General features: G+C 64.4%; 21 protein-coding genes. 13 read left to right on the forward strand and 8 right to left on the reverse strand.

What is annotated here, in order from left to right; all coding sequences use genetic code 11:
• The first annotated feature begins 18 nt into the window (after positions 1-18).
• Positions 19-807, forward strand: a complete 789-nt coding sequence (locus ACP15K_RS14490) for an ion transporter (protein WP_394355488.1) — start codon at positions 19-21, stop codon at positions 805-807.
• 72 nt (positions 808-879) lie between these two features.
• A complete protein-coding gene (locus ACP15K_RS14495; protein ID WP_193143332.1) occupies positions 880-1,374 on the forward strand; it encodes a L,D-transpeptidase family protein in 495 nt (164 codons plus the stop codon).
• 75 nt (positions 1,375-1,449) lie between these two features.
• Here the strand turns inward: ACP15K_RS14495 and ACP15K_RS14500 are convergent, their stop codons facing one another.
• Complete coding sequence (locus ACP15K_RS14500; RefSeq protein WP_424990830.1) at positions 1,450-1,965, reverse strand: CAP domain-containing protein; 516 nt, start codon at positions 1,963-1,965, stop codon at positions 1,450-1,452.
• Between the two features lie 144 nt (positions 1,966-2,109).
• On the opposite strand from ACP15K_RS14500, the gene ACP15K_RS14505 reads away from it, so the two are divergent.
• Positions 2,110-2,703 (forward strand): L,D-transpeptidase, encoded by a 594-nt coding sequence (locus ACP15K_RS14505; RefSeq protein WP_193143334.1) that lies wholly within the window; start codon positions 2,110-2,112, stop codon positions 2,701-2,703.
• 145 nt (positions 2,704-2,848) lie between these two features.
• Positions 2,849-3,031 (forward strand): hypothetical protein, encoded by a 183-nt coding sequence (locus ACP15K_RS14510; protein WP_193143335.1) that lies wholly within the window; start codon positions 2,849-2,851, stop codon positions 3,029-3,031.
• Positions 3,032-3,112: 81 nt separating this feature from the next.
• On the opposite strand, the gene hemH is transcribed toward ACP15K_RS14510, so the two are convergent.
• Together hemH and ACP15K_RS14520 are read right to left on the reverse strand one after the other, a co-directional pair.
• Positions 3,113-4,168 carry a ferrochelatase gene (gene hemH / locus ACP15K_RS14515; RefSeq protein ID WP_193143336.1) on the reverse strand — a complete coding sequence of 352 codons (1,056 nt, stop codon included), beginning with the start codon at positions 4,166-4,168 and terminating at the stop codon, positions 3,113-3,115.
• 96 nt (positions 4,169-4,264) lie between these two features.
• Positions 4,265-5,110 carry a methyltransferase domain-containing protein gene (locus ACP15K_RS14520; RefSeq protein WP_424990831.1) on the reverse strand — a complete coding sequence of 282 codons (846 nt, stop codon included), beginning with the start codon at positions 5,108-5,110 and terminating at the stop codon, positions 4,265-4,267.
• Here ACP15K_RS14520 and ACP15K_RS14525 point away from each other — a divergent pair.
• From ACP15K_RS14525 to ACP15K_RS14535, 3 genes are read left to right on the forward strand one after another with little or no spacing between them, the layout of a single operon-like run.
• Positions 5,104-5,868 (forward strand): ComF family protein, encoded by a 765-nt coding sequence (locus ACP15K_RS14525; RefSeq protein WP_193143338.1) that lies wholly within the window; start codon positions 5,104-5,106, stop codon positions 5,866-5,868. The genes ACP15K_RS14520 and ACP15K_RS14525 overlap by 7 nt on opposite strands.
• 30 nt (positions 5,869-5,898) lie before the next feature.
• On the forward strand, positions 5,899-6,156 hold the full coding sequence (gene grxC, locus ACP15K_RS14530) for a glutaredoxin 3 (protein WP_193143339.1): 258 nt from the start codon (positions 5,899-5,901) through the stop codon (positions 6,154-6,156).
• 4 nt (positions 6,157-6,160) lie between these two features.
• On the forward strand, positions 6,161-6,994 hold the full coding sequence (locus ACP15K_RS14535) for a carbon-nitrogen hydrolase family protein (protein ID WP_193143340.1): 834 nt from the start codon (positions 6,161-6,163) through the stop codon (positions 6,992-6,994).
• A 161-nt stretch (positions 6,995-7,155) separates the two neighbouring features.
• Here the strand turns inward: ACP15K_RS14535 and ubiG are convergent, their stop codons facing one another.
• Positions 7,156-7,902, reverse strand: coding sequence for a bifunctional 2-polyprenyl-6-hydroxyphenol methylase/3-demethylubiquinol 3-O-methyltransferase UbiG (gene ubiG / locus ACP15K_RS14540; protein ID WP_193143341.1), 747 nt, complete (start codon positions 7,900-7,902; stop codon positions 7,156-7,158).
• Between the two features lie 65 nt (positions 7,903-7,967).
• Between ubiG and pip the strand changes: the two genes are divergently transcribed.
• Entirely contained in the window at positions 7,968-8,957 is a 990-nt protein-coding gene (gene pip / locus ACP15K_RS14545) for a prolyl aminopeptidase (RefSeq protein WP_193143342.1), read from the forward strand.
• Between the two features lie 13 nt (positions 8,958-8,970).
• Positions 8,971-9,603, forward strand: coding sequence for a CDGSH iron-sulfur domain-containing protein (locus tag ACP15K_RS14550; RefSeq protein ID WP_193143343.1), 633 nt, complete (start codon positions 8,971-8,973; stop codon positions 9,601-9,603).
• Between the two features lie 3 nt (positions 9,604-9,606).
• Here the strand turns inward: ACP15K_RS14550 and ACP15K_RS14555 are convergent, their stop codons facing one another.
• Complete coding sequence (locus ACP15K_RS14555) at positions 9,607-9,981, reverse strand: VOC family protein (protein WP_193143344.1); 375 nt, start codon at positions 9,979-9,981, stop codon at positions 9,607-9,609.
• 205 nt (positions 9,982-10,186) lie between these two features.
• Between ACP15K_RS14555 and rimP the strand changes: the two genes are divergently transcribed.
• The 4 genes from rimP to infB are packed head-to-tail and all read left to right on the forward strand — an operon-like array spanning position 10,187 to position 15,617.
• Positions 10,187-10,810 (forward strand): ribosome maturation factor RimP, encoded by a 624-nt coding sequence (gene rimP, locus ACP15K_RS14560; protein WP_424990832.1) that lies wholly within the window; start codon positions 10,187-10,189, stop codon positions 10,808-10,810.
• A gap of 3 nt (positions 10,811-10,813) precedes the next feature.
• The gene (nusA, locus tag ACP15K_RS14565; RefSeq protein ID WP_424990833.1) at positions 10,814-12,445 is read left to right on the forward strand and encodes a transcription termination factor NusA; all 1,632 of its coding nucleotides are present in this window, start codon (positions 10,814-10,816) and stop codon (positions 12,443-12,445) included.
• Positions 12,446-12,468: 23 nt separating this feature from the next.
• The gene (locus tag ACP15K_RS14570; protein ID WP_193143347.1) at positions 12,469-13,104 is read left to right on the forward strand and encodes an RNA-binding protein; all 636 of its coding nucleotides are present in this window, start codon (positions 12,469-12,471) and stop codon (positions 13,102-13,104) included.
• Positions 13,101-15,617, forward strand: coding sequence for a translation initiation factor IF-2 (gene infB, locus ACP15K_RS14575; protein WP_193143348.1), 2,517 nt, complete (start codon positions 13,101-13,103; stop codon positions 15,615-15,617). The genes ACP15K_RS14570 and infB overlap by 4 nt, the downstream gene beginning before the upstream one ends.
• A gap of 441 nt (positions 15,618-16,058) precedes the next feature.
• On the opposite strand, the gene mutT is transcribed toward infB, so the two are convergent.
• Genes mutT through ACP15K_RS14590 form a run of 3 tightly spaced genes read right to left on the reverse strand, consistent with a single transcriptional unit; the run spans position 16,059 to position 18,638 of the window.
• Positions 16,059-16,457: an 8-oxo-dGTP diphosphatase MutT gene (mutT, locus tag ACP15K_RS14580; protein WP_193143349.1), complete on the reverse strand. Its 399-nt coding sequence runs from the start codon at positions 16,455-16,457 to the stop codon at positions 16,059-16,061.
• Positions 16,454-17,788: a bifunctional glutamate N-acetyltransferase/amino-acid acetyltransferase ArgJ gene (argJ, locus tag ACP15K_RS14585; protein ID WP_424990834.1), complete on the reverse strand. Its 1,335-nt coding sequence runs from the start codon at positions 17,786-17,788 to the stop codon at positions 16,454-16,456. Before argJ ends, mutT begins: the two co-directional genes overlap by 4 nt.
• Before the next feature lies 1 nt (position 17,789).
• On the reverse strand, positions 17,790-18,638 hold the full coding sequence (locus ACP15K_RS14590; RefSeq protein ID WP_226926123.1) for a peptidylprolyl isomerase: 849 nt from the start codon (positions 18,636-18,638) through the stop codon (positions 17,790-17,792).
• Between the last annotated feature and the right edge of the window lie 42 nt (positions 18,639-18,680).

The raw sequence follows: 18,680 nt of genomic DNA on the forward strand, positions 1-18,680 counted from the left end.
TGGAACTGGAGCTTTGACGTGGGTTTGACCCGGGACACCGTGGGCCAATGGCTGGATCGCCCGGCCGTGCGTAATTTCATCATTGGCGTGATTCTGTTCAACGCCGTCGTGCTGGGGGTCGAAACTTCGGACACGATCATGGCCCATGCGGGCGGGTTGGTGGTCACGCTGGACCGGCTCTGCCTGACCATCTTCGTGATCGAGATCGGCGCCAAGATCTATGCCCGTGGGCTGCGATTCTTCCGCGATGGCTGGAGTCTGTTCGACTTTCTCATCGTCGGCGTGGCCCTGATCCCCGCCGCGCAGGGGCTGTCCGTGCTGCGGGCCTTGCGGATCCTGCGCCTGTTGCGGGTCATCTCGGTGGCGCCGGCGCTGCGCCGGGTGGTCGAGGGTTTCGTCAACGCGCTGCCCGGGATGGGCTCGGTCTTCCTGCTGATGGGGATGATCTTCTACATCTCCAGCGTCATGGCCACCAAGCTGTTCGCCCAGGCCTTTCCCGACTGGTTCGGCACGCTGGGCCTGTCGGCCTATTCCCTGTTCCAGATCATGACCCTGGAAAGCTGGTCGATGGGTATCGTGCGCCCGGTGATGGAGGTCTACCCCCACGCCTGGCTGTTCTTCGTGCCCTTCATCATGATCACCACCTTCGCCGTGGTGAACCTGCTGGTCGGCCTGATCGTGAACTCGATGCAGGACGCCCATTCGGCGGAGGAAATCGAACAAACCGAAAACTACCGCGACGAAGTGCTGGAACGGCTGAAACGAATCGAAGCCGATCTGGGCGAGATGCACCATCGTGACGGTTGAGTCTTCCTTCGCGGCCCGCGTCGCCCTATGTTGGTGGTGCGTAAGAAAACAACAGTCGAGCAGGCTATACACATGCGCATATTATTGACCGTACTTCTGCTTTTCGGTGTGCTCAGCACATCGGCCTGCAGTTCCTCGAAGTTCAAATCCTATGACGGGCCCGAGGTGACGCAGCTGTTCATCTCGAAGGAGAATCGCAAGCTGTACTTGCTGAACGGCAAGGACGTTCTGGCGGATTACGACATCAAGCTGGGATTCGCGCCTGAAGGCCACAAGCAGATGCGTGGAGACGGGCGGACGCCGGAAGGGTTCTACCTGATCAACCGCCGCAACCCCAACAGCACCTATCACCTGTCGCTGGGCATCTCGTATCCGAACCGCCGCGATATCGAGGCGGCCAAATCGGTGGGGCTGGATCCTGGCGGGGATATCTTCATCCACGGAGCCAACAGCAAGGGCCCAAATGGCGGCGACTGGACCGCCGGGTGCATTGCCGTAGACGACAACGAGATCGAAGAGATCTACGCGATGGTGAAGGACGGCACGCCGATCTATATCGCGCCCTGATGCGGGGCGTGGCAGATGTGACGGCATGACAACGGAAAATCCGGATATCGCGCCCCTTGGGGCGCGATTTTTGGTTCAGAACCCGGCGCTTGGGGCTATGGCACCGCCGGCGCTGCCCAGCGTGATGCACCACCAGATCAACCCGGAACTGTCCTGTTTCCAGCCAAAGCCCATGTCGGTGGCCGCCGGATCAAGGATCTCGTCGCCCCAGGCGCCATCATCGACCCAGGCGGCGAGGGTTTCCAGCTCGGTCTCGTAGGACTGGGAATAGATCTCGGCCACCAGCGCACCGTTGTAGCCCGAGCGCGCCACGCGGTTGTAGGGGTTCGAACGATCCGATCCATAGGACCAGGCCCGGCCCTGCCGCGACATGTCGTTGGCATGGGTCTCGGCGGCCGAGGTCAGCTGGGCGTTCAGACGCAGGGGCGGGGCCCCCTTGCCGGCGCGCAGCGCATTGACCGAATCAAGCATTCGGTACTGAACTTCCGCCTTGTCGCCGGAACGCAACACATAGACCCCGGACTTGTTTACGCTGGGGCCTGCGTCACAGGCGGCCAGGGCCAGCATTACCAGAAAGGCACGGCGCTTCATCTTGATCCTCCGTCAGGTCCCGAATCCCTACCGCGCATCCAGAAGCAACACAAACAGTCTGACGAATTTACGGCGAGTTGATTTGAGGATGTTTCGCCCCAACACTATAGAAGACGCAAGAGATCCCTTGAGAGTTGGAACCAGATGTCACAATCGAGCCATAAAGACGTGAAACGGCGCCAGCTGTTGATGATGACAGCAGGCTTTGTCGCCACACCAGCGATTCTGCGCGCGCAGGACGGTAGCCTGCCACTTGATGAGGAGGACGCGCCAGTCAGACGCAACGTGTCCGGATTCCGGGCCCAGACATGGCAGCCCTACTTCGACAGCCTGAGAAACGGGGCGATCCTGGTGGATACCAAATCGCGCACCCTGCACTACTGGTCTGATGACGAGACCATTTTCCGGGTGTACCCCACGTCGGTGCCCCTGTCGGAGGAACTGACGCGGCGGGGCCGCACCAGCGTGACCCAGAAGGTCGAAGGCCCCGGCTGGGCGCCCACACCGTCGATGAAAAAGCGCAATCCGGAATGGCCGGACTATGTGCCGCCGGGGCCGGACAACCCCCTTGGCACCCATGCGCTGTACCTGTCGTGGAAGTATTATCGCATCCATGGCACCCATGACACGCGCAAGATCGGGCGTCAGTCGTCGAACGGCTGCATCGGGCTTTACAACGAAGATATCGCCGAGCTTTTCGGGATGGCGAACGTCGGTACACAGGTTCTGCTTATCTGAGGCGGAATTGCATCACCTCGTTGATTGTGCGTAACTTCTGTTGCGTTGGTCGGAAATCCACGGCTATAGGATTCACACGAGGTACAGTTTTCCGTCGTCCGTAGTCCTCAATCATTTCAGCGGGCGGCAACTACTGGAGGTCAACATGAAGAAACTTGCACTTGCTGCCGCACTCGCAGTCACCGCTTCCACCGCAGCTTACGCTGGCGGCCTGGATGAGCCGGTCGTCGAGCCGGTCATCATCGAAGAAGATACGTCGGGTTCGGGCGGCGCATGGGTTATCCCCGTGGTTCTGCTGGCCCTGATCGGTGCCGCAGCTGCTTCCTAATCTTTAGGAACACGAATGCAAAAGGGCGGCCCTCACGGGCCGCCCTTTACATTTTCCGGGGACGGTTTCGGTCCGCGCGGATCAGATCCAGCCTTCCAGGTTGCGCGCAATGACGCCGGTCAGCGCGTCGATATGGGCATCGTCATCGTTCAGGCAGGGAATGTAGGTAAACGACTCGCCTCCCGCCTCTTCAAAGCTCTCGCGGATCTCTTCGTTGATTTCCTCAAGGGTTTCGATGCAATCGGCCGAGAAGGCCGGGGCAATCACCGCCATGCGCTTCTTGCCGGTCTTTGCCAGTCTTGCGACCTCTTCCACCGTATAGGGCTTGAGCCATTCCTCGGGACCGAAGCGCGACTGGAATGTGGTGGTGATGGCGTCATCCTCCCAGCCCAGCCGCTCCTTCAGCAGGCGCGTCGTCTTCTGGCACTGGCAGTGATAGGGATCGCCTTCCATCAGGTAGCGGTGCGGCAGCCCGTGGTACGAGCACACCAGCACATCCGGGCGCTGCTCCATCTGCCCGTAGGCGCGTTCGACCGACTGCGCCAGCGCGTCGATATAGACCGGATCGTCGAAATAGGGCGGTACCGTGCGGGTCGCCGGCTGCCACTTCTCTTTCATCAGGGCGCGGAAGAACTGGTCGTTGGCCGTGGCCGTCGTGGCGCCCGCGTATTGCGGATACAGCGGGAAGAACAGGATCTTGTCGCAGCCCTTGGCCACCATCTCACGAACTTTTGAAGGCGTGGACGGATTGCCGTAGCGCATGCAGAAATCGACTTCGACGGCGTCACCATACCGCGCTTTCAAGGCGTCGGTGATCTTGGCGGTCTGGGCCTTGGTGATGGTCATCAACGGGCTTTCACCGGCCTCGTGGTTCCAGATCGATTCGTAGGCCTCGCCGGATGTGCGGGGCCGCTTTGACAGGATCACCAGTTGCAGCAAGGGTTGCCAGAACCACGGGCTGTAGTCGATGACCCGGCGATCCGAGAGGAATTCATTCAAGTAGCGGCGCATCGACCAATAGTCGGTGCCATCGGGCGTGCCCAGATTGGCCAGCAGGATGCCCAGCTTACGGGCGCGGACCGGCGGGTGATCGCCCGGCAGGTGCGGATTGGAACCGTCGGTGGTCTGGTCTTTCATGTGTCTTGGCTTCCCGGTGGCTGTTACGCCCAGCATAGGTGGCGTCGGTCTGTGTTCAAGCGGTGCATAGGGGAGGTAGAGGCACCGCCGGGGTCGTCAATCCGACCCGTCGCCGGGCAGCTTGACCTCATCGGTGTTCAGGGCGTCGGCCAGGCGTGCAGCGGCGCTGCCGGGGCGCAGGGGCTTGGGCTGGTCTTCGGCGGGGGCCCAGCCGGTCAGGGCGATGATCTCGGCGGTGGCCGCGATGCGCCCGTCGGGGCGGGCGAAGGTCAGGGCATAAAGTTCGATCGCCCGCATGATCACCGCACGGGGGGTGAAGCTGCGCGCGCGGCCTGTCAGCGCGTTGGTTTCGCCCATGGCGCGCAGATCCCACATCAGGCCCAGCGGCGAGGGGTACAGCACGTCACGCCGCCAGCTGTCGGCCACCGGCAGCGCGAATCCCGCCCGTTGCAGCAGCGCGCCCAGATCGCGGATCTCGCCCATGGGGGCCACGCGGGGGGACATGCCGCCGCGCAGTTCCGCTTCGGCGCTGCCAAGGCACTGGCGCAACTCCTGCAGGCTTTGGCCGCCGTAGGCCATGCCCAGGAACAGCCCGTCGGGACACAGCGCGCGGCGGGACTGGATCAATTGGCCCACCGGATCATTGGCCCAGTGCAGGGCCAGCGCATGGATCACCAGGTCATGGGCACCGGGTTCCAGATCCAGCGTGTCGGTATCCTCGACCACCCGCGCATCGGGAAAGGCGCGTTGCCAGAACTCGGGAAAGCCGGTGACGATCGCGGGCCGGGTAAACGTCCTGTTAACCTCGGCGAGCCTCTCCTGAACCTCGTCCAGCACGTCTTCGTGCAGGAACAGCGCCGGGGCCCTGCGGGTCCGCGCGCGGGCGCGATGCTGGCGCAGGGCGGTACGGTCGGTAAGCGGAGGGCGTTGATCGGATGGCATCCTCGGGATCCTTGCAGGGCGGGGCGCGGCTGCGCGCCGTGGTTCGGGCCGGGTTGGCGACAGTCTTCCCGCCGCAATGCCTGCTTTGCGGGGCGCTTGTCCAGACCGAAGGCGGCTTGTGCGGCCCCTGTTGGCGCGACACGCCGTTCTGTCACGGGCTGCGCTGTGATCTGTGCGGGGTTCCGTTGCCGGGGGAAGATCCTGGTTTTTCCATCGCCTGCGACGATTGCCGGGGGCTGGACCGGCCCTGGGTGCAGGGCCGCAGCGTGATGATCTACGACCACGGCGCGCGGCGGCTGGTGCTGGCGCTGAAACATGGCGATCGGCTGGATCTGGCGCCGGCGCTGGCGGGCTGGATGGCGGTGCAGGCCCAGGCGCTGTTGCGCGCGGATACTCTGATCGTGCCGGTGCCGGCGCATCGCTGGCGGCTGTTCCGGCGGCGCTATAACCAGGCGGCGGTGCTGGCCACGGCCCTGGCGGCCCGGCTTGACCGCCCGGTGCTGCCCGACCTGCTGTGCCGTCCGCGCGCCACCCAGCCGCAGGACCGCAAGAGCGTCGGCGACAGATATGCCGCCATGGCCGGGGCCTTTGCCCTGTCGGACCGGCATGGGGCGCGGATTGACGGGGCCGAGGTGCTGCTGGTGGACGACGTGATGACCTCGGGCGCAACGCTGGATGCCTGTGCGCGGGTCTGTCTGGCGGAAGGCGCGGCCAACGTCCGCGTGATCGCACTGGCGCGCGCGGTCCGGGATGCCTAAATCAGGGGCACCACAAAGGATGACCCGACCATGCAGACGATCGAGATCTATACCAGCCCCACCTGCGGCTTCTGCCACGCCGCCAAGCGGTTGCTGTCCTCCAAGGGCGTGAGCTTTACCGAGTACGACGTGGCCCGCACGCCGGGGCTGCGCCAGAAGATGATGCAGCGCGCCAATGGCCGCCACACGGTGCCGCAGATCTTCGTGGGCAAGACCCATGTGGGCGGCTGCGATGATCTCTATGCGCTGGACCGGTCCGGCAAGCTTGATCGCCTGTTGAAGGGCTGAGACGATGCGCGCAGCCCTTGTCCAGATGACCAGTTCCGACCAGCCGCTGGACAACCTGTCCACGGCGCGCGGCTTCGTGCGGCAGGCGGCGGCCGAGGGGGCGGGCTTCGTGCTGACCCCCGAGGTGACCAACTGCATGTCCGCCAGCCGCCGCCACATGACCGATGTGCTGCGCCCCGAGGCCGAGGATCCGGTGCTGGCCGGGCTGCGCGAGGCGGCGGTGGAGGCGGGTGTCTGGCTGCTGATCGGCTCGCTGGCACTGAAACGCCCCGGGGATGCGGACGGACGCTTTGCCAACCGCAGCTTCCTGATCGCGCCGGACGGGGCGATTGCCGCGCGCTATGACAAGATCCACATGTTCGATGTGCAATTGTCCGAAACCGAGACCTACCGCGAATCCGATGGGTTTGCGCCGGGGGATCGCGCGGTGCTGGCGCAGACGCCCTTTGGCACCATCGGCATGGCGATCTGCTATGACCTGCGATTCGCGCCGCTGTTCCGGGCGCTTGCGCAAGGCGGGGCACAGGTGCTGACCGTGCCCGCGGCTTTTGCGGTGCCCACCGGGCGGGCGCATTGGGAAAGCCTGCTGCGGGCGCGGGCCATCGAGACCGGCAGCTTCGTGCTGGCCCCCGCACAGGTGGGGCGGCACGCCCATGTTGCCGGTACGCAGCGCGAAACCTGGGGCCATGCGCTGGCCATCGATCCCTGGGGGCGTGTCCTTGGCGATGGCGGCGATGTTCCGGGGCTGACCTTTGCCGATCTGGACCTGGCAGAGGTGGACACAGCGCGGGCGAAGGTGCCGGCGTTGCGCCATGATCGGGCGTTTACCGGTCCCTGACGGGACCGGGATTTCAAGCCTCCGGCGGGAGTATTTTCGCCAAAAAGAATGAGCGCCGTCTCGGAAATGGTGCGGCCGAGGCGAAAAGGCGCTAGTAGCGCCTTTTGCCGCCAAACGGGGAGCGTTTCAGGCGCGAAACTGTGGAGCGCTGCCCTTGATCGTCAGCCCGGTTTGCGGCTGGCGGTGACGTAGTTGACCGACAGGTCCTTGTCCGAGATTGACCAGCTCCATCCCAGCGGATTGAAGACGAAGCCCTTGCGGTCGATCGGGTCGAGGCCCGCGCCGCGGATCAGGTCGAACAATTCGTCCGGGGTGAGGAACTTCTTCCAGTCATGGGTGCCTTTCGGCAGCCAGCGCATGACGTATTCGGCACCGATGATGCCCATCACGAAGCTTTTGGGATTGCGGTTCAGGGTCGAGGCGACCATCAGACCGCCGGGTTTCAACAGCGCGGCGCAGGCGGCCATGTAGTCGGGCGGGCTGGCCACATGTTCGACCACTTCCATGTTCAAGACCACGTCGAATTGCTCGCCCGCCGCAGCCAGCGATTCGGCCGTGCAGTGGCGATAGTCGATCTCGAGCCCCGATTGCTGCGCGTGTAGGCGGGCCACCGGGATGTTGCGTTCCGCCGCATCCGCACCCACCACGGTGGCGCCCAGCCGCGCCATGGGTTCGGACAGCAGCCCGCCGCCACAGCCGATGTCGAGGATTCGCAGCCCCGCGAAGGGGGTGGCGCCGGACAGGTCGCGGTCGAATTCCACGGCGATCTGGCGGGTGATGTAGTCCAGCCGGCAGGGGTTGAGCATGTGCAGCGGTTTGAACTTGCCGTCCGGATCCCACCACTCGGCGGCCATGGCTTCGAATTTGGCGATCTCGGCGGGGTCGACGGTGCTGGTGGAGTCGGTCACGGGGTCGGTCCTTTTCTTGCGCAGCCCATATGGTCGGGGCCTCTGGCGCGTTATATAGTCCGGTCATGGAGCAATTCGCAGGTCAGAAGAAGGCGACACAATTTCTTTATCCGCCGGTGGACCCGTTCGACCAGCGGATGATGGACGTGGGCGATGGCCACAGCCTCTATGTGGAGCAATGCGGCAACCCCGAGGGGATGCCGGTTGTCGTGGTGCACGGCGGCCCCGGTGGCGGTTGCAGCCCGGCCATGCGCCGCTATTTCGACCCTGAAGTGTATCGCATCGTGCTGTTCGACCAGCGCGGCTGCGGGCGGTCCACCCCGCATGCCAGCGTCGAGGCCAATACCACCTGGCATCTGGTCGCCGACATGGAGGTGATCCGCAAGGCGCTGGAGATCCCGCGCTGGGTGGTCTTCGGCGGCAGCTGGGGGGCGACGCTGTCGCTGCTCTATGCCCAGTCGCACGCCCGCCACACCGCCTATCTGGTGCTGCGCGGCGTGTTCCTTATGACCAAGCCGGAACTGGACTGGTTCTATGGCGGTGGTGCCGGGTTGTTCTGGCCCGACCTGTGGCAGCGGTTCGTGCAACTGGTGCCAGAGGACGAGCGTGACGACCTGATCGCGGCCTACCACCGGCGGCTGTTTTCCGGGGACCGCATCGTCGAGACCCGGTTTGCCCGTGCCTGGGCGGCGTGGGAAAACGCGCTGGCCTCGATCCAGAGCAACGGCATCACCGGGGAAAGCCCGGCGGAATATGCCCGTGCTTTTGCGCGGCTGGAAAACCACTACTTCGTGAATGGCGGCTTTCTGGAAGGCCCCAACCATATCCTCGACCGGATGTCGCTTCTGGCGGACACGCCCGGCACCATCGTGCAGGGGCGCTATGACATGATCTGTCCGCCGGCCTCGGCGTGGAAACTGTCGCAGGTCTGGCCGCGGGCGGAATTGAAGATGATCGGGCAGGCGGGTCACGCGCTGTCGGAGCCGGGGATCAGTGCTGCCTTGGTGCAGATCATGAACCGGCTGCCGCGCCACCGCCGCGCCCTTGGGCTTTAGGGAGGAACGCACCATGGCCGAGGACGGACCGAAAATCGAGGAACGCGAGAACGGGCCGCTGATGGCGCGGGGCATCTCGAAAATGGTCGGGCCGGACGGGGCCGAGATCGCGGGGAAACCGGTGATGGCCCTGTGCCGCTGCGGCCACAGCAAGAACAAGCCCTTCTGCGACGGCTCGCACAAGGACGCCGGGTTCCGGGATCGCGGCGGCAAGCCCGAGGGACCGGACCGGGTGTTTTCCTATGCCGGGCAGGAGGTGACCGTCACCTTCAATCCGCGCCTGTGCAGCCATGCCGCCGAATGCGGGCGCATCGCCCAGAACATCTTCAATCCGGCCCAGAAGCCCTGGGTGCAGCCTGACAACGGCAGCCGCGCCGAGGTCGAGGCGGTGGTGGCCGCCTGCCCGTCCGGGGCGCTGAAGCTGGCCGAGGGGCAGGACAAGGGGCCGGATCTGTTCGCCGACCGGGCCGAGATCACTGTGCAGCGCAACGGCCCCTATTGGGTGCAGGGCGTGACGGCGCCGCAACCGCCACAGGGCGCGGGCATGTCGGATCGCAAGTATGTGCTGTGCCGTTGCGGGCTGTCCGGAGCCAAGCCCTATTGCGACGGCACGCATCGCGACCAAGGCTGGAAAAGCGGCGACTGAGGCTCAGCCGGCGGGCTGCCACAACTCGACCCGGTTGCCTTCCGGGTCGGTCAGATGGGCGAAGCGGCCCACCGCCTCCATCTCGGGGGTTTGCGGCCAGGGCGTGACTTCGATCCCGGCGGCGCGCAGATCGGCGATGGCCGCGTCCAGATCCGGCACCCGGAAATTCAGCATGAACTGCTGTTCCTTGCGCCCGAAATACTCGGTGTCTTCGGCAAAGGGGGCGAAAACCGTGGGGCCCGCGGCCTGCATCCAGACCGTGTCGTCGGGGCCTTGCGGCACCGGATTTATACCGAAATGGGTGTCGTACCAGGCGGCCAGTGCCTGGGGGTCGCGGGCGCGGAAAAACACGCCGCCGATGCCGGTGATGGTTGCCATGGTTGTCTCCGATCCATTGATGGACCCAGCCTAGCACGGCGGGCGGCAACCGTATCGGGGGTTTTCCCTTGCGAAGTCGTCCTTGGCTGCGTATATGCCCCTCAACAGCGGCGCGTCGGGACCTGTCCCAATGTTCCACCGGGAAAGATCGACGGGCCGCGTGCCCGTTTTTTTGTATCCATCGAACCCAGGCAGACAGACTTTGATGACCGATCTCATCGCCAAGGCCGCCATCGATCAGCGCATGGCCGCGATCATCACCCCGGTGATCGAGGACATGGGCTATGAACTGGTGCGCGTGCGCCTTATGGGCGGCAAGACCAACACCCTGCAGATCATGGCCGACAAGCCGGATGGCGGGATCGAGGTTGACGATTGCGCCCGCATTTCAACCGCCGTGTCCGCGGTGCTGGATGTCGAGGATCCGCTTGAGGAAGCCTATACGCTGGAGGTCTCCAGCCCCGGCATCGACCGCCCGCTGACCCGGCTGAAGGATTTCGAGGCCTGGGCGGGCTATGAGGCCAAGCTGGAAACCACCGAGTTGATCGACGGCCGCCGCCGCTTCAAGGGCCTGCTGGCCGGTGTCGAGGACGGCGAGGTTCTGGTCGAGATCGCCGATCAGGGCGAACCGGTGACCATCGGGCTTGAGTTCGATTGGCTGAGCGACGCCAAACTGGTGCTGACCGATGAGCTGATCGCCGAGATGCTGCGCGCCCGCAAAGCCTCGGGTGCCATCGACGAAAGCCAGTTCGACGAGATCCAGACCGAAGACATGGGCGACACCGACGAGACGGACGCCCGGCAAACCGCCCCCCAGAAGGAGGACTAGGACATGGCGATTACCAGCGCCAACCAGCTTGAGCTTCTGCAAACCGCCGAGGCGGTTGCCCGTGAGAAGATGATCGACCCCGGTCTGGTGGTCGAGGCGATGGAGGAATCCCTCGCCCGTGCCGCCAAGTCGCGCTACGGCGCGGAAATGGACATTCGCGTGTCCATCGACCGCAAGACCGGCGTGGCGACCTTCACCCGCGTGCGCACGGTTGTGGAAGACGAAGAGCTTGAGAATTATCAGGCCGAGCTGACCGTCGAACAGGCCAAGCAGTACAAGGAAGATCCCCAGGTCGGCGACGAGCTGGTCGAAGAGGTGCCGCCGGTGGAACTGGGCCGGATCGCCGCGCAGTCCGCCAAGCAGGTGATTCTGCAGAAGGTGCGCGAAGCCGAACGGGATCGCCAGTACGAGGAATTCAAGGATCGCGCCGGCACCATCATCAATGGTCTGGTCAAGCGCGAGGAATACGGCAACATCATCGTCGACATCGGTCGCGGCGAAGCCGTGCTGCGCCGCAACGAGAAGATCGGCCGCGAAAGCTATCGTCCGAACGACCGCATCCGCGTCTTCATCAAGGATGTGCGCCGCGAGCCGCGCGGCCCGCAGATCTTCCTGAGCCGCATCGCGCCGGAATTCATGGCCGAACTGTTCAAGATGGAAGTGCCGGAAATCTACGACGGCATCATCGAGATCAAGGCCGTGGCCCGTGACCCCGGATCGCGCGCGAAGATCGCCGTGATTTCCTATGACAACTCGATCGACCCGGTCGGCGCTTGCGTGGGCATGCGCGGCAGCCGCGTACAGGCCGTGGTGAACGAGCTTCAGGGCGAGAAGATCGACATCATCCCGTGGAACGAGGATCAGCCGACCTTCCTGGTGAACGCGCTGCAGCCCGCCGAAGTGTCGAAGGTGGTTCTGGATGACGAAGCCGAGCGGATCGAGGTCGTGGTGCCGGACGAGCAGCTGAGCCTTGCCATCGGCCGGCGCGGTCAGAATGTGCGTCTGGCCAGCCAGCTGACCGGTCTGGACATCGACATCATGACCGAAAGCCAGGAAAGCGAACGGCGCCAGCAGGAATTCGCGGTGCGCACCAAGCTGTTCATGGAGGCGCTGGACGTGGACGAGTTCTTCGCCCAGCTTCTGGTCTCGGAAGGCTTCTCCACGTTGGAGGAAGTGGCCTATGTCGAGATCGACGAGCTTCTGGTCATCGACGGGGTGGACGATTCCACTGCCGAGGAACTGCAGGCCCGGGCCCGTGACTTTCTTGAGGCGCAGGCGCAGGCCGCGCTGGCCAAGGCGCGCGAGCTTGGGGTCGAGGATTCGCTGGTCGATTTCGACGGGCTGACCCCGCAGATGCTGGCCGCTCTGGCCGCCGATGGCGTCAAGACGCTGGAAGACTTCGCCACCTGTGCGGACTGGGAACTGGCCGGCGGCTGGACAACGGTCGACGGGCAGCGGGTAAAGGATGACGGGCTTCTGGAAGCCTTCGACGTCAGCCTTGAAGAAGCGCAGAATCTTGTGATGACCGCGCGGATTCAGCTGGGCTGGGTGGATCCAGATGATCTGCTTCCCGAGGATGAGGCCGAGAGCGACGAGGAGCTTGAGTCGGCAGAGGCCGAGGAAGACCAGGCCTGAGCCGCGACAACGGAGGATCTGGCATGTCCCGTGGTGGATGCAGTAAAACGCGCGACGAGCCCGAGCGGCGCTGCATCGTCACCGGTGAACGGGGCGACAAGGCCGGATTGATCCGGTTCGTGCTGGGTCCGGAAGACCGGATCTATCCCGACCTGGCGGGCAAACTGCCCGGCCGGGGGATCTGGGTGACTGCGGATCACGAGGTTCTGGACAAGGCCGTCAAGAAAAAGGCCTTTGCCCGCGCCGCGCGACAGGCGGTGAATGTGCCCAGGGATCTGGTCGAACAGGTCGAAGCGGGGCTGACACAGCGCCTGGTCGGCACCCTGTCGCTGGCCCGCAAGGCCGGGCTGGCAGTGGCCGGATACGAGAAGACCAAGTCTTTCCTGGTTTCAGGGCAGGCCATTGCGTTGCTTCAGGCAAGCGATGGCTCGGTCCGCGGGAAGACCAAACTGCGGCCCCCCGAAGGGCCGAACGGATTGATCGAGGTGCTGACTGCAGCCGAATTGGGGCTGGCCTTCGGTCGTGAAAGTGTAATACACGGTGCGCTTGCCGCTGGTGGACTCACGACACGTGTTGTAGAGGAAGCCGCACGACTGCAGGGAATGCGCAGGAAACACGGCGGGGACCGCCCCGCCCGGAAGGATACGACGACCACATGAGCGATAGTGACGGCAAGAAAACACTCGGCGTGCGCGGCGGCCCCCGGTCGGGGCAGGTGAAGCAGAGCTTCAGCCACGGCCGCACCAAGAATGTCGTGGTGGAGACCAAGCGCAAACGCGTGGTCGTGCCGAAGCCCGGTTCCGGCAAGTCCGGTTCCGCAGCTGGTGGCGACCCCTCGCGGCGCCCGGCGGGCATCTCTGATGCAGAGATGGAACGCCGGCTGAAGGCGCTTCAGGCAGCCAAGGCCCGCGAAAGCGAAGACGCCAAGATACGCGCGGACGAAGAAAAGCGTCGCGCCGATGATCGGGCCCGTCGCCGGGCCGAGATCGAGGCCAAGGAACGCGAAGAACGCGAACGCGAGGAACGTGCAGCGGCGAAGGCCGCAGCCGAGGAAGAAGAGCGTCAGCGCAAGGCCGCAGAAGATGCAGCCCGCAAGGAAGCTGAAGCCAAGTCCAAGGCGGCGCCGGCCGGCGGCGGACGTCAGGATCCCGCAAGGGAGCCCGATGCTGCGTCTGCACGTCCCGCGCCGACCAAATCCGGTGTGCCGACCCCGCGCAAGCAGGATCGCGACCAGGATCGCGACAGCCGCAAGAACCGCGGTGGCGATGGCCGCCGCTCGGGCAAGCTGACCCTGAACAAGGCGCTGTCGCACGGTGAAGGCGGGCGTCATCGCTCGCTGGCGTCGATGAAGCGCAAGCAGGAGCGTGCCCGTCAGAAAGCCATGGGCGGCAACGAGCCCCGTGAAAAGGTCATTCGTGACGTGCAACTGCCCGAGGCCATCGTGGTTTCGGAACTGGCCAACCGTATGGCCGAGCGTGTGGCCGATGTGGTCAAGGCGCTGATGCAGAACGGCATGATGGTCACGCAGAACCAGTCGATCGACGCCGATACCGCCGAACTCATCATCGAGGAATTCGGCCACCGCGTACAGCGCGTGTCGGATGCCGACGTGGAAGACGTGATTCACTCGATCGAAGACAATTCGGAAGATCTGGAAGCGCGCCCGCCGGTCATCACCGTGATGGGCCACGTCGACCACGGCAAGACCTCGCTGCTGGACGCGATCCGCAATGCCAAGGTGGTCTCCGGCGAAGCCGGCGGCATCACCCAGCATATCGGTGCCTACCAGGTTCGTACCGATGGCGGCGACCTGCTGACCTTCCTCGACACCCCCGGCCACGCGGCCTTCACCTCGATGCGGGCCCGTGGCGCGCAGGTGACGGACATCGTGGTGCTGGTGGTGGCAGCGGACGATGCAGTGATGCCGCAGACCGTCGAAGCCATCAACCACGCCAAGGCGGCCAAGGTGCCGATGATCGTGGCGATCAACAAGTGCGACAAGCCCGATGCGAACCCCGACAAGGTGCGCACCGATCTGCTGCAGCACGAGGTGATCGTCGAGGGTCTGTCCGGCGACGTGCAGGACGTGGAAGTCTCGGCCATCACCGGCAAGGGGCTGGATCAACTGCTGGAAGCCATTGCCCTGCAGGCCGAGGTTCTGGAACTGAACGCCAACCCGAAGCGTGCCGCTTCCGGTGCGGTGATCGAAGCGCAGCTTGACGTCGGTCGCGGTCCGGTGGCCACCGTTCTGGTTCAGAACGGCACCCTGCGCCAGGGCGATATCTTCGTCGTGGGCGAACAGTACGGCAAGGTCCGGGCGCTGATCAACGACAAGGGCGACCGCGTCGAGGAAGCCGGCCCGTCGGTTCCGGTCGAGGTTCTGGGCCTGAACGGCACCCCCGAAGCCGGGGACGTGCTGAACGTGGTCGATACCGAGGCGCAGGCCCGTGAAATCGCCGAGTTCCGTGAACAGCAGGCCAAGGATCGCCGTGCGGCGGCCGGGGCGGCCACCACGCTGGAACAGATGCTGGCCAAGGCCAAGGCCGACGAGGATGTGGTCGAACTGCCGATCGTGGTGAAAGCCGACGTGCAGGGCTCGTCCGAGGCCATCGTTCAGGCGATGGAGAAGATCGGCAACGACGAGGTGCGCGTGCGGGTTCTGCACTCGGGCGTCGGCGCCATCACGGAAAGCGATATCGGTCTGGCGGAAGCCTCCGGTGCGCCGGTGATCGGCTTCAACGTGCGGGCCAATGCTTCGGCGCGCAGCACCGCGAACCAGAAGGGCGTCGAGATCCGCTACTACTCGGTGATCTACGACCTGGTGGATGACGTGAAGGCAGCGGCCTCGGGCCTGCTGTCGGCCGAGATCCGCGAACGCTTCATCGGCTACGCCGAGATCAAGGAAGTGTTCAAGGTGTCGGGCGTCGGCAAGGTTGCGGGCTGTCTGGTCACCGAAGGGGTGGCACGCCGCTCTGCCGGTGTGCGACTGCTGCGCGACAACGTGGTCATCCACGAAGGCACGCTCAAGACGCTCAAGCGTTTCAAGGACGAGGTTGCCGAAGTGCAATCGGGTCAGGAATGCGGCATGGCCTTCGAGAATTACGAAGACGTGCGGGCCGGAGATGTCATCGAGATCTTCGAACGCGAAGAAGTCGAAAGAACGCTCGACTGATCAAGATCGTGAAAGGGTGGCTTCGGCCGCCCTTTTCGTTACGTAAAGAAAGGCCGCGAACCCTTCGGTTCGCGGCCTACGTCTTGTCAGTTCCCGCGGCAGGAGTTGGGAAACACGATTAAGCCGCTTGAGACCTGACTGGCGTTCCTTCGAAAATCCGTTGCCCGACCTGTACTGCGATCTTGCCGTTGGAAAGCGCCTGAACAAACGTACCCTGAACCGAAACACACGTTCCTATCATGATCGTTTTCAGCATTGTTTTATCCCCAAAGCAGTGCCTGATATGTCAGATATAGTTAAAAAAACTTCATAAATCACTAACAAATACATCACAATATTGAAATGCAAGCCTGAGAACTGGGCGGTTGGGAAACAAAGTTAATACAAACGGGGTGTTAACTATTGTTAATGCAAAGGAACTCTAGCGGATTTTTGCCGAATTCACAGCCAATCCCGAATGATCGGAATCAATGGCACATCCGCAGCGGGCATTGGGAAGTCGCGCAACTGTGTCGGTCGGACCCATTTCAGGGCCTGACCTTCCTTCGAATGCGGCGTCCCTTCCCATTTCCGGCAGATGAAGACCGGCATCAGCAGATGGAAGCTTTCATACCCGTGTGAGGCGAATGTCAGCGGCGCCAGGCAACTGGACCAGGTGTCGATGCCCAACTCCTCGTGCAACTCGCGGATCAGCGCGGCTTCGGGGGTTTCGCCGGCTTCGACCTTGCCGCCGGGAAATTCCCACAGGCCGGCCATGGATTTTCCTTCCGGGCGCTGCGCAAGCAGCACCCGGCCGTCGGGATCCACCAGAACCACCGCCGAGACCAGAACCGTTTTCACGACCGGTAGTCCGCGTTGATCTGGATGTAGGCGTGGGTCAGGTCGCAGGTCCAGACCGTGGCCTGCCCGTCGCCCAGCCCCATGTCGACCCCGATGACAAGCTCCGGGTTCTTCATGTAGGCGGCCCCGTCTTCTTCTCGATAACTGGACGCCACCCAACCTTTCTCGGCCACAAGGATGTCGCCGAAACGGATCGACAATAGGTCGCGGTCGGCGGTCACCCCGGCCTTGCCCACGGCCATGACGACGCGGCCCCAGTTCGGATCCTCGCCGGCCACTGCGGTTTTCACCAGCGGCGAATTGGCGATGGCGCGCCCAACAATGGCCGCGTCGCTGTCGCTGGCTGCCCCCGTGACCCGGATCTCGATGAACTTGGTGGCGCCTTCGCCGTCGCGCACGACCTGCTGCGCCAGATCCGTCATGACCGCAAGCAGCCCGTCCCGGAAGCTGTCGTAGGCTGCGGTGTCGGGTGTCAGCACGGGCCCGCGCTGGCCTGTGGCAGCCAGCAGAAGCGTGTCCGAGGTCGAGGTGTCGCTGTCCACCGTGATGCAGTTGAAGCTGCGGTCCGTCAGGTCCCGCAGCATGGCCTGCAGGTCGGCCTGGGAAATGCGGGCGTCGGTGAAGATATAGACCAGCATCGTCGCCATGTCGGGCGCGACCATGCCCGACCCCTTGGCGATCCCGGCGATGGTGACCTGCTCTCCGCCCAGGTCCAGCGTGACGCCAGCGCCCTTGGCAAAGGTGTCGGTGGTGCGGATGGCGTCGGCTGCAGCGCGGAAGTTGCCCGGCTGCAGGCCGTCTTTCATCTGGGCCAGAACGGCGGTGATGCGATCATGGGGCAGGGGGTCGCCGATCACCCCGGTCGAGGAGGAAAACACCCGCGTGGCGGGCACCCCCAGGGTGGCGCCCACGGCTTCGGTGATGGCGGCCACGGATCGGCGCCCGTTGTCGCCGGTAAAGGCGTTGGCGTTGCCCGCGTTCACCACAATGGCCGCGCCGTCCTTGTCGTGCTCGGTCAGGCGCAGCTTGTCTTCGCAATCCAGCACCGAGGCCGACCGTGTGGCCGACCGCGTGGTCACCCCGGCCATGGCGGTTCCGGGGGCCAGATAGGCCAGCATCACGTCGTCGCGCCCCTTGTAGCGCACGCCGGCCGCTGCCGCGGCCAGTTGCACACCGGCGACCGGGGGCAGGTCGGGAAACCCGCCCTTTGGCGCCAGCGGCGAGACCGCTGGCAAACCGGGCTTGGCGGCGGCCTCCAGGGCCTCCACCTGCGCCTTCAGGCGCGCGACTTCCTCGCGCAGGCGCTGCTCTTCAGGGGTCGGATTCGACATGTTACTCGTCCAGCAGGGAAGGATCGTTCAGGAAGCCCGCGTCGATGTCGGTCACGGCCTTGCTGTCGACGGTTGCGGCTTCGCGCAGGGTTTCGATTTCGGCGTCGATGGCGGCGCGCTGGATTTCGGTGGCGATGTCGCCCTGCACTTCTTCCAGGGTCGGCGCTTCGATGGCGCGGACACCGTTCAGACGGATCACGTGCCAGCCGAACTGGGTTTCCACCGGTGCCGAGATCTGCTCGGCTTCCAGTGCCAGAACCGCGTCTTCGAACGGCTTGACCATGGCGCCTTCGGCAAACCAGCCCAGGTCTCCGCCATTGGGGCCCGAGGGGCCGGTGGAATGCTCGGCGGCCAGCGTGGCGAAATCGGCGCCATCGTTGAGTTGCGCGATCAGGGCCAGGGCCTCTTCCTCGGTTTCCACAAGGATATGCGCGGCGCTGTATTCATTGCCCGCTTCCTGCCCGAGGTATTTCGCGTCATAGGCAGCCTGAATGGCTTCGGGGGTCACGGCGGCATCGACCAGTTCGCGCATGGCGCTGTTGGCCAGCAGGGCGCGTTCCTCGTTCTCAAGGGCCAGTTTGGCCACCGGGCCCAGTTCGCCGGCCTTGTTGCCCAGCAGAACCTGGCTGATCGCCTGTTGCAGAAGGCCGTCGTACAGGGCCTCGGGCGGCAGGTTCTGGTATTGCTGCGGCAGCTGCGCACGCATCAGCAAAAGGTGCCCGGCGGTGATGTCTTTTCCATCCACGGTGGCCAGGACCGTTCCGGCGGTCACGGCGTCCTGGGCATGGGCACCTTGCAGGCTTGCGACGACGGCGAGGGGGGCAAGCCAGCGAGCGGTTTTCAACAGCATGGGTCATCCTTAGGTTCGGGCCGCTTGGGCCGCGTTGACACT

It is taken from the genome of Fluviibacterium sp. S390 (assembly GCF_049800695.1).
Classification (GTDB): domain Bacteria; phylum Pseudomonadota; class Alphaproteobacteria; order Rhodobacterales; family Rhodobacteraceae; genus Meridianimarinicoccus.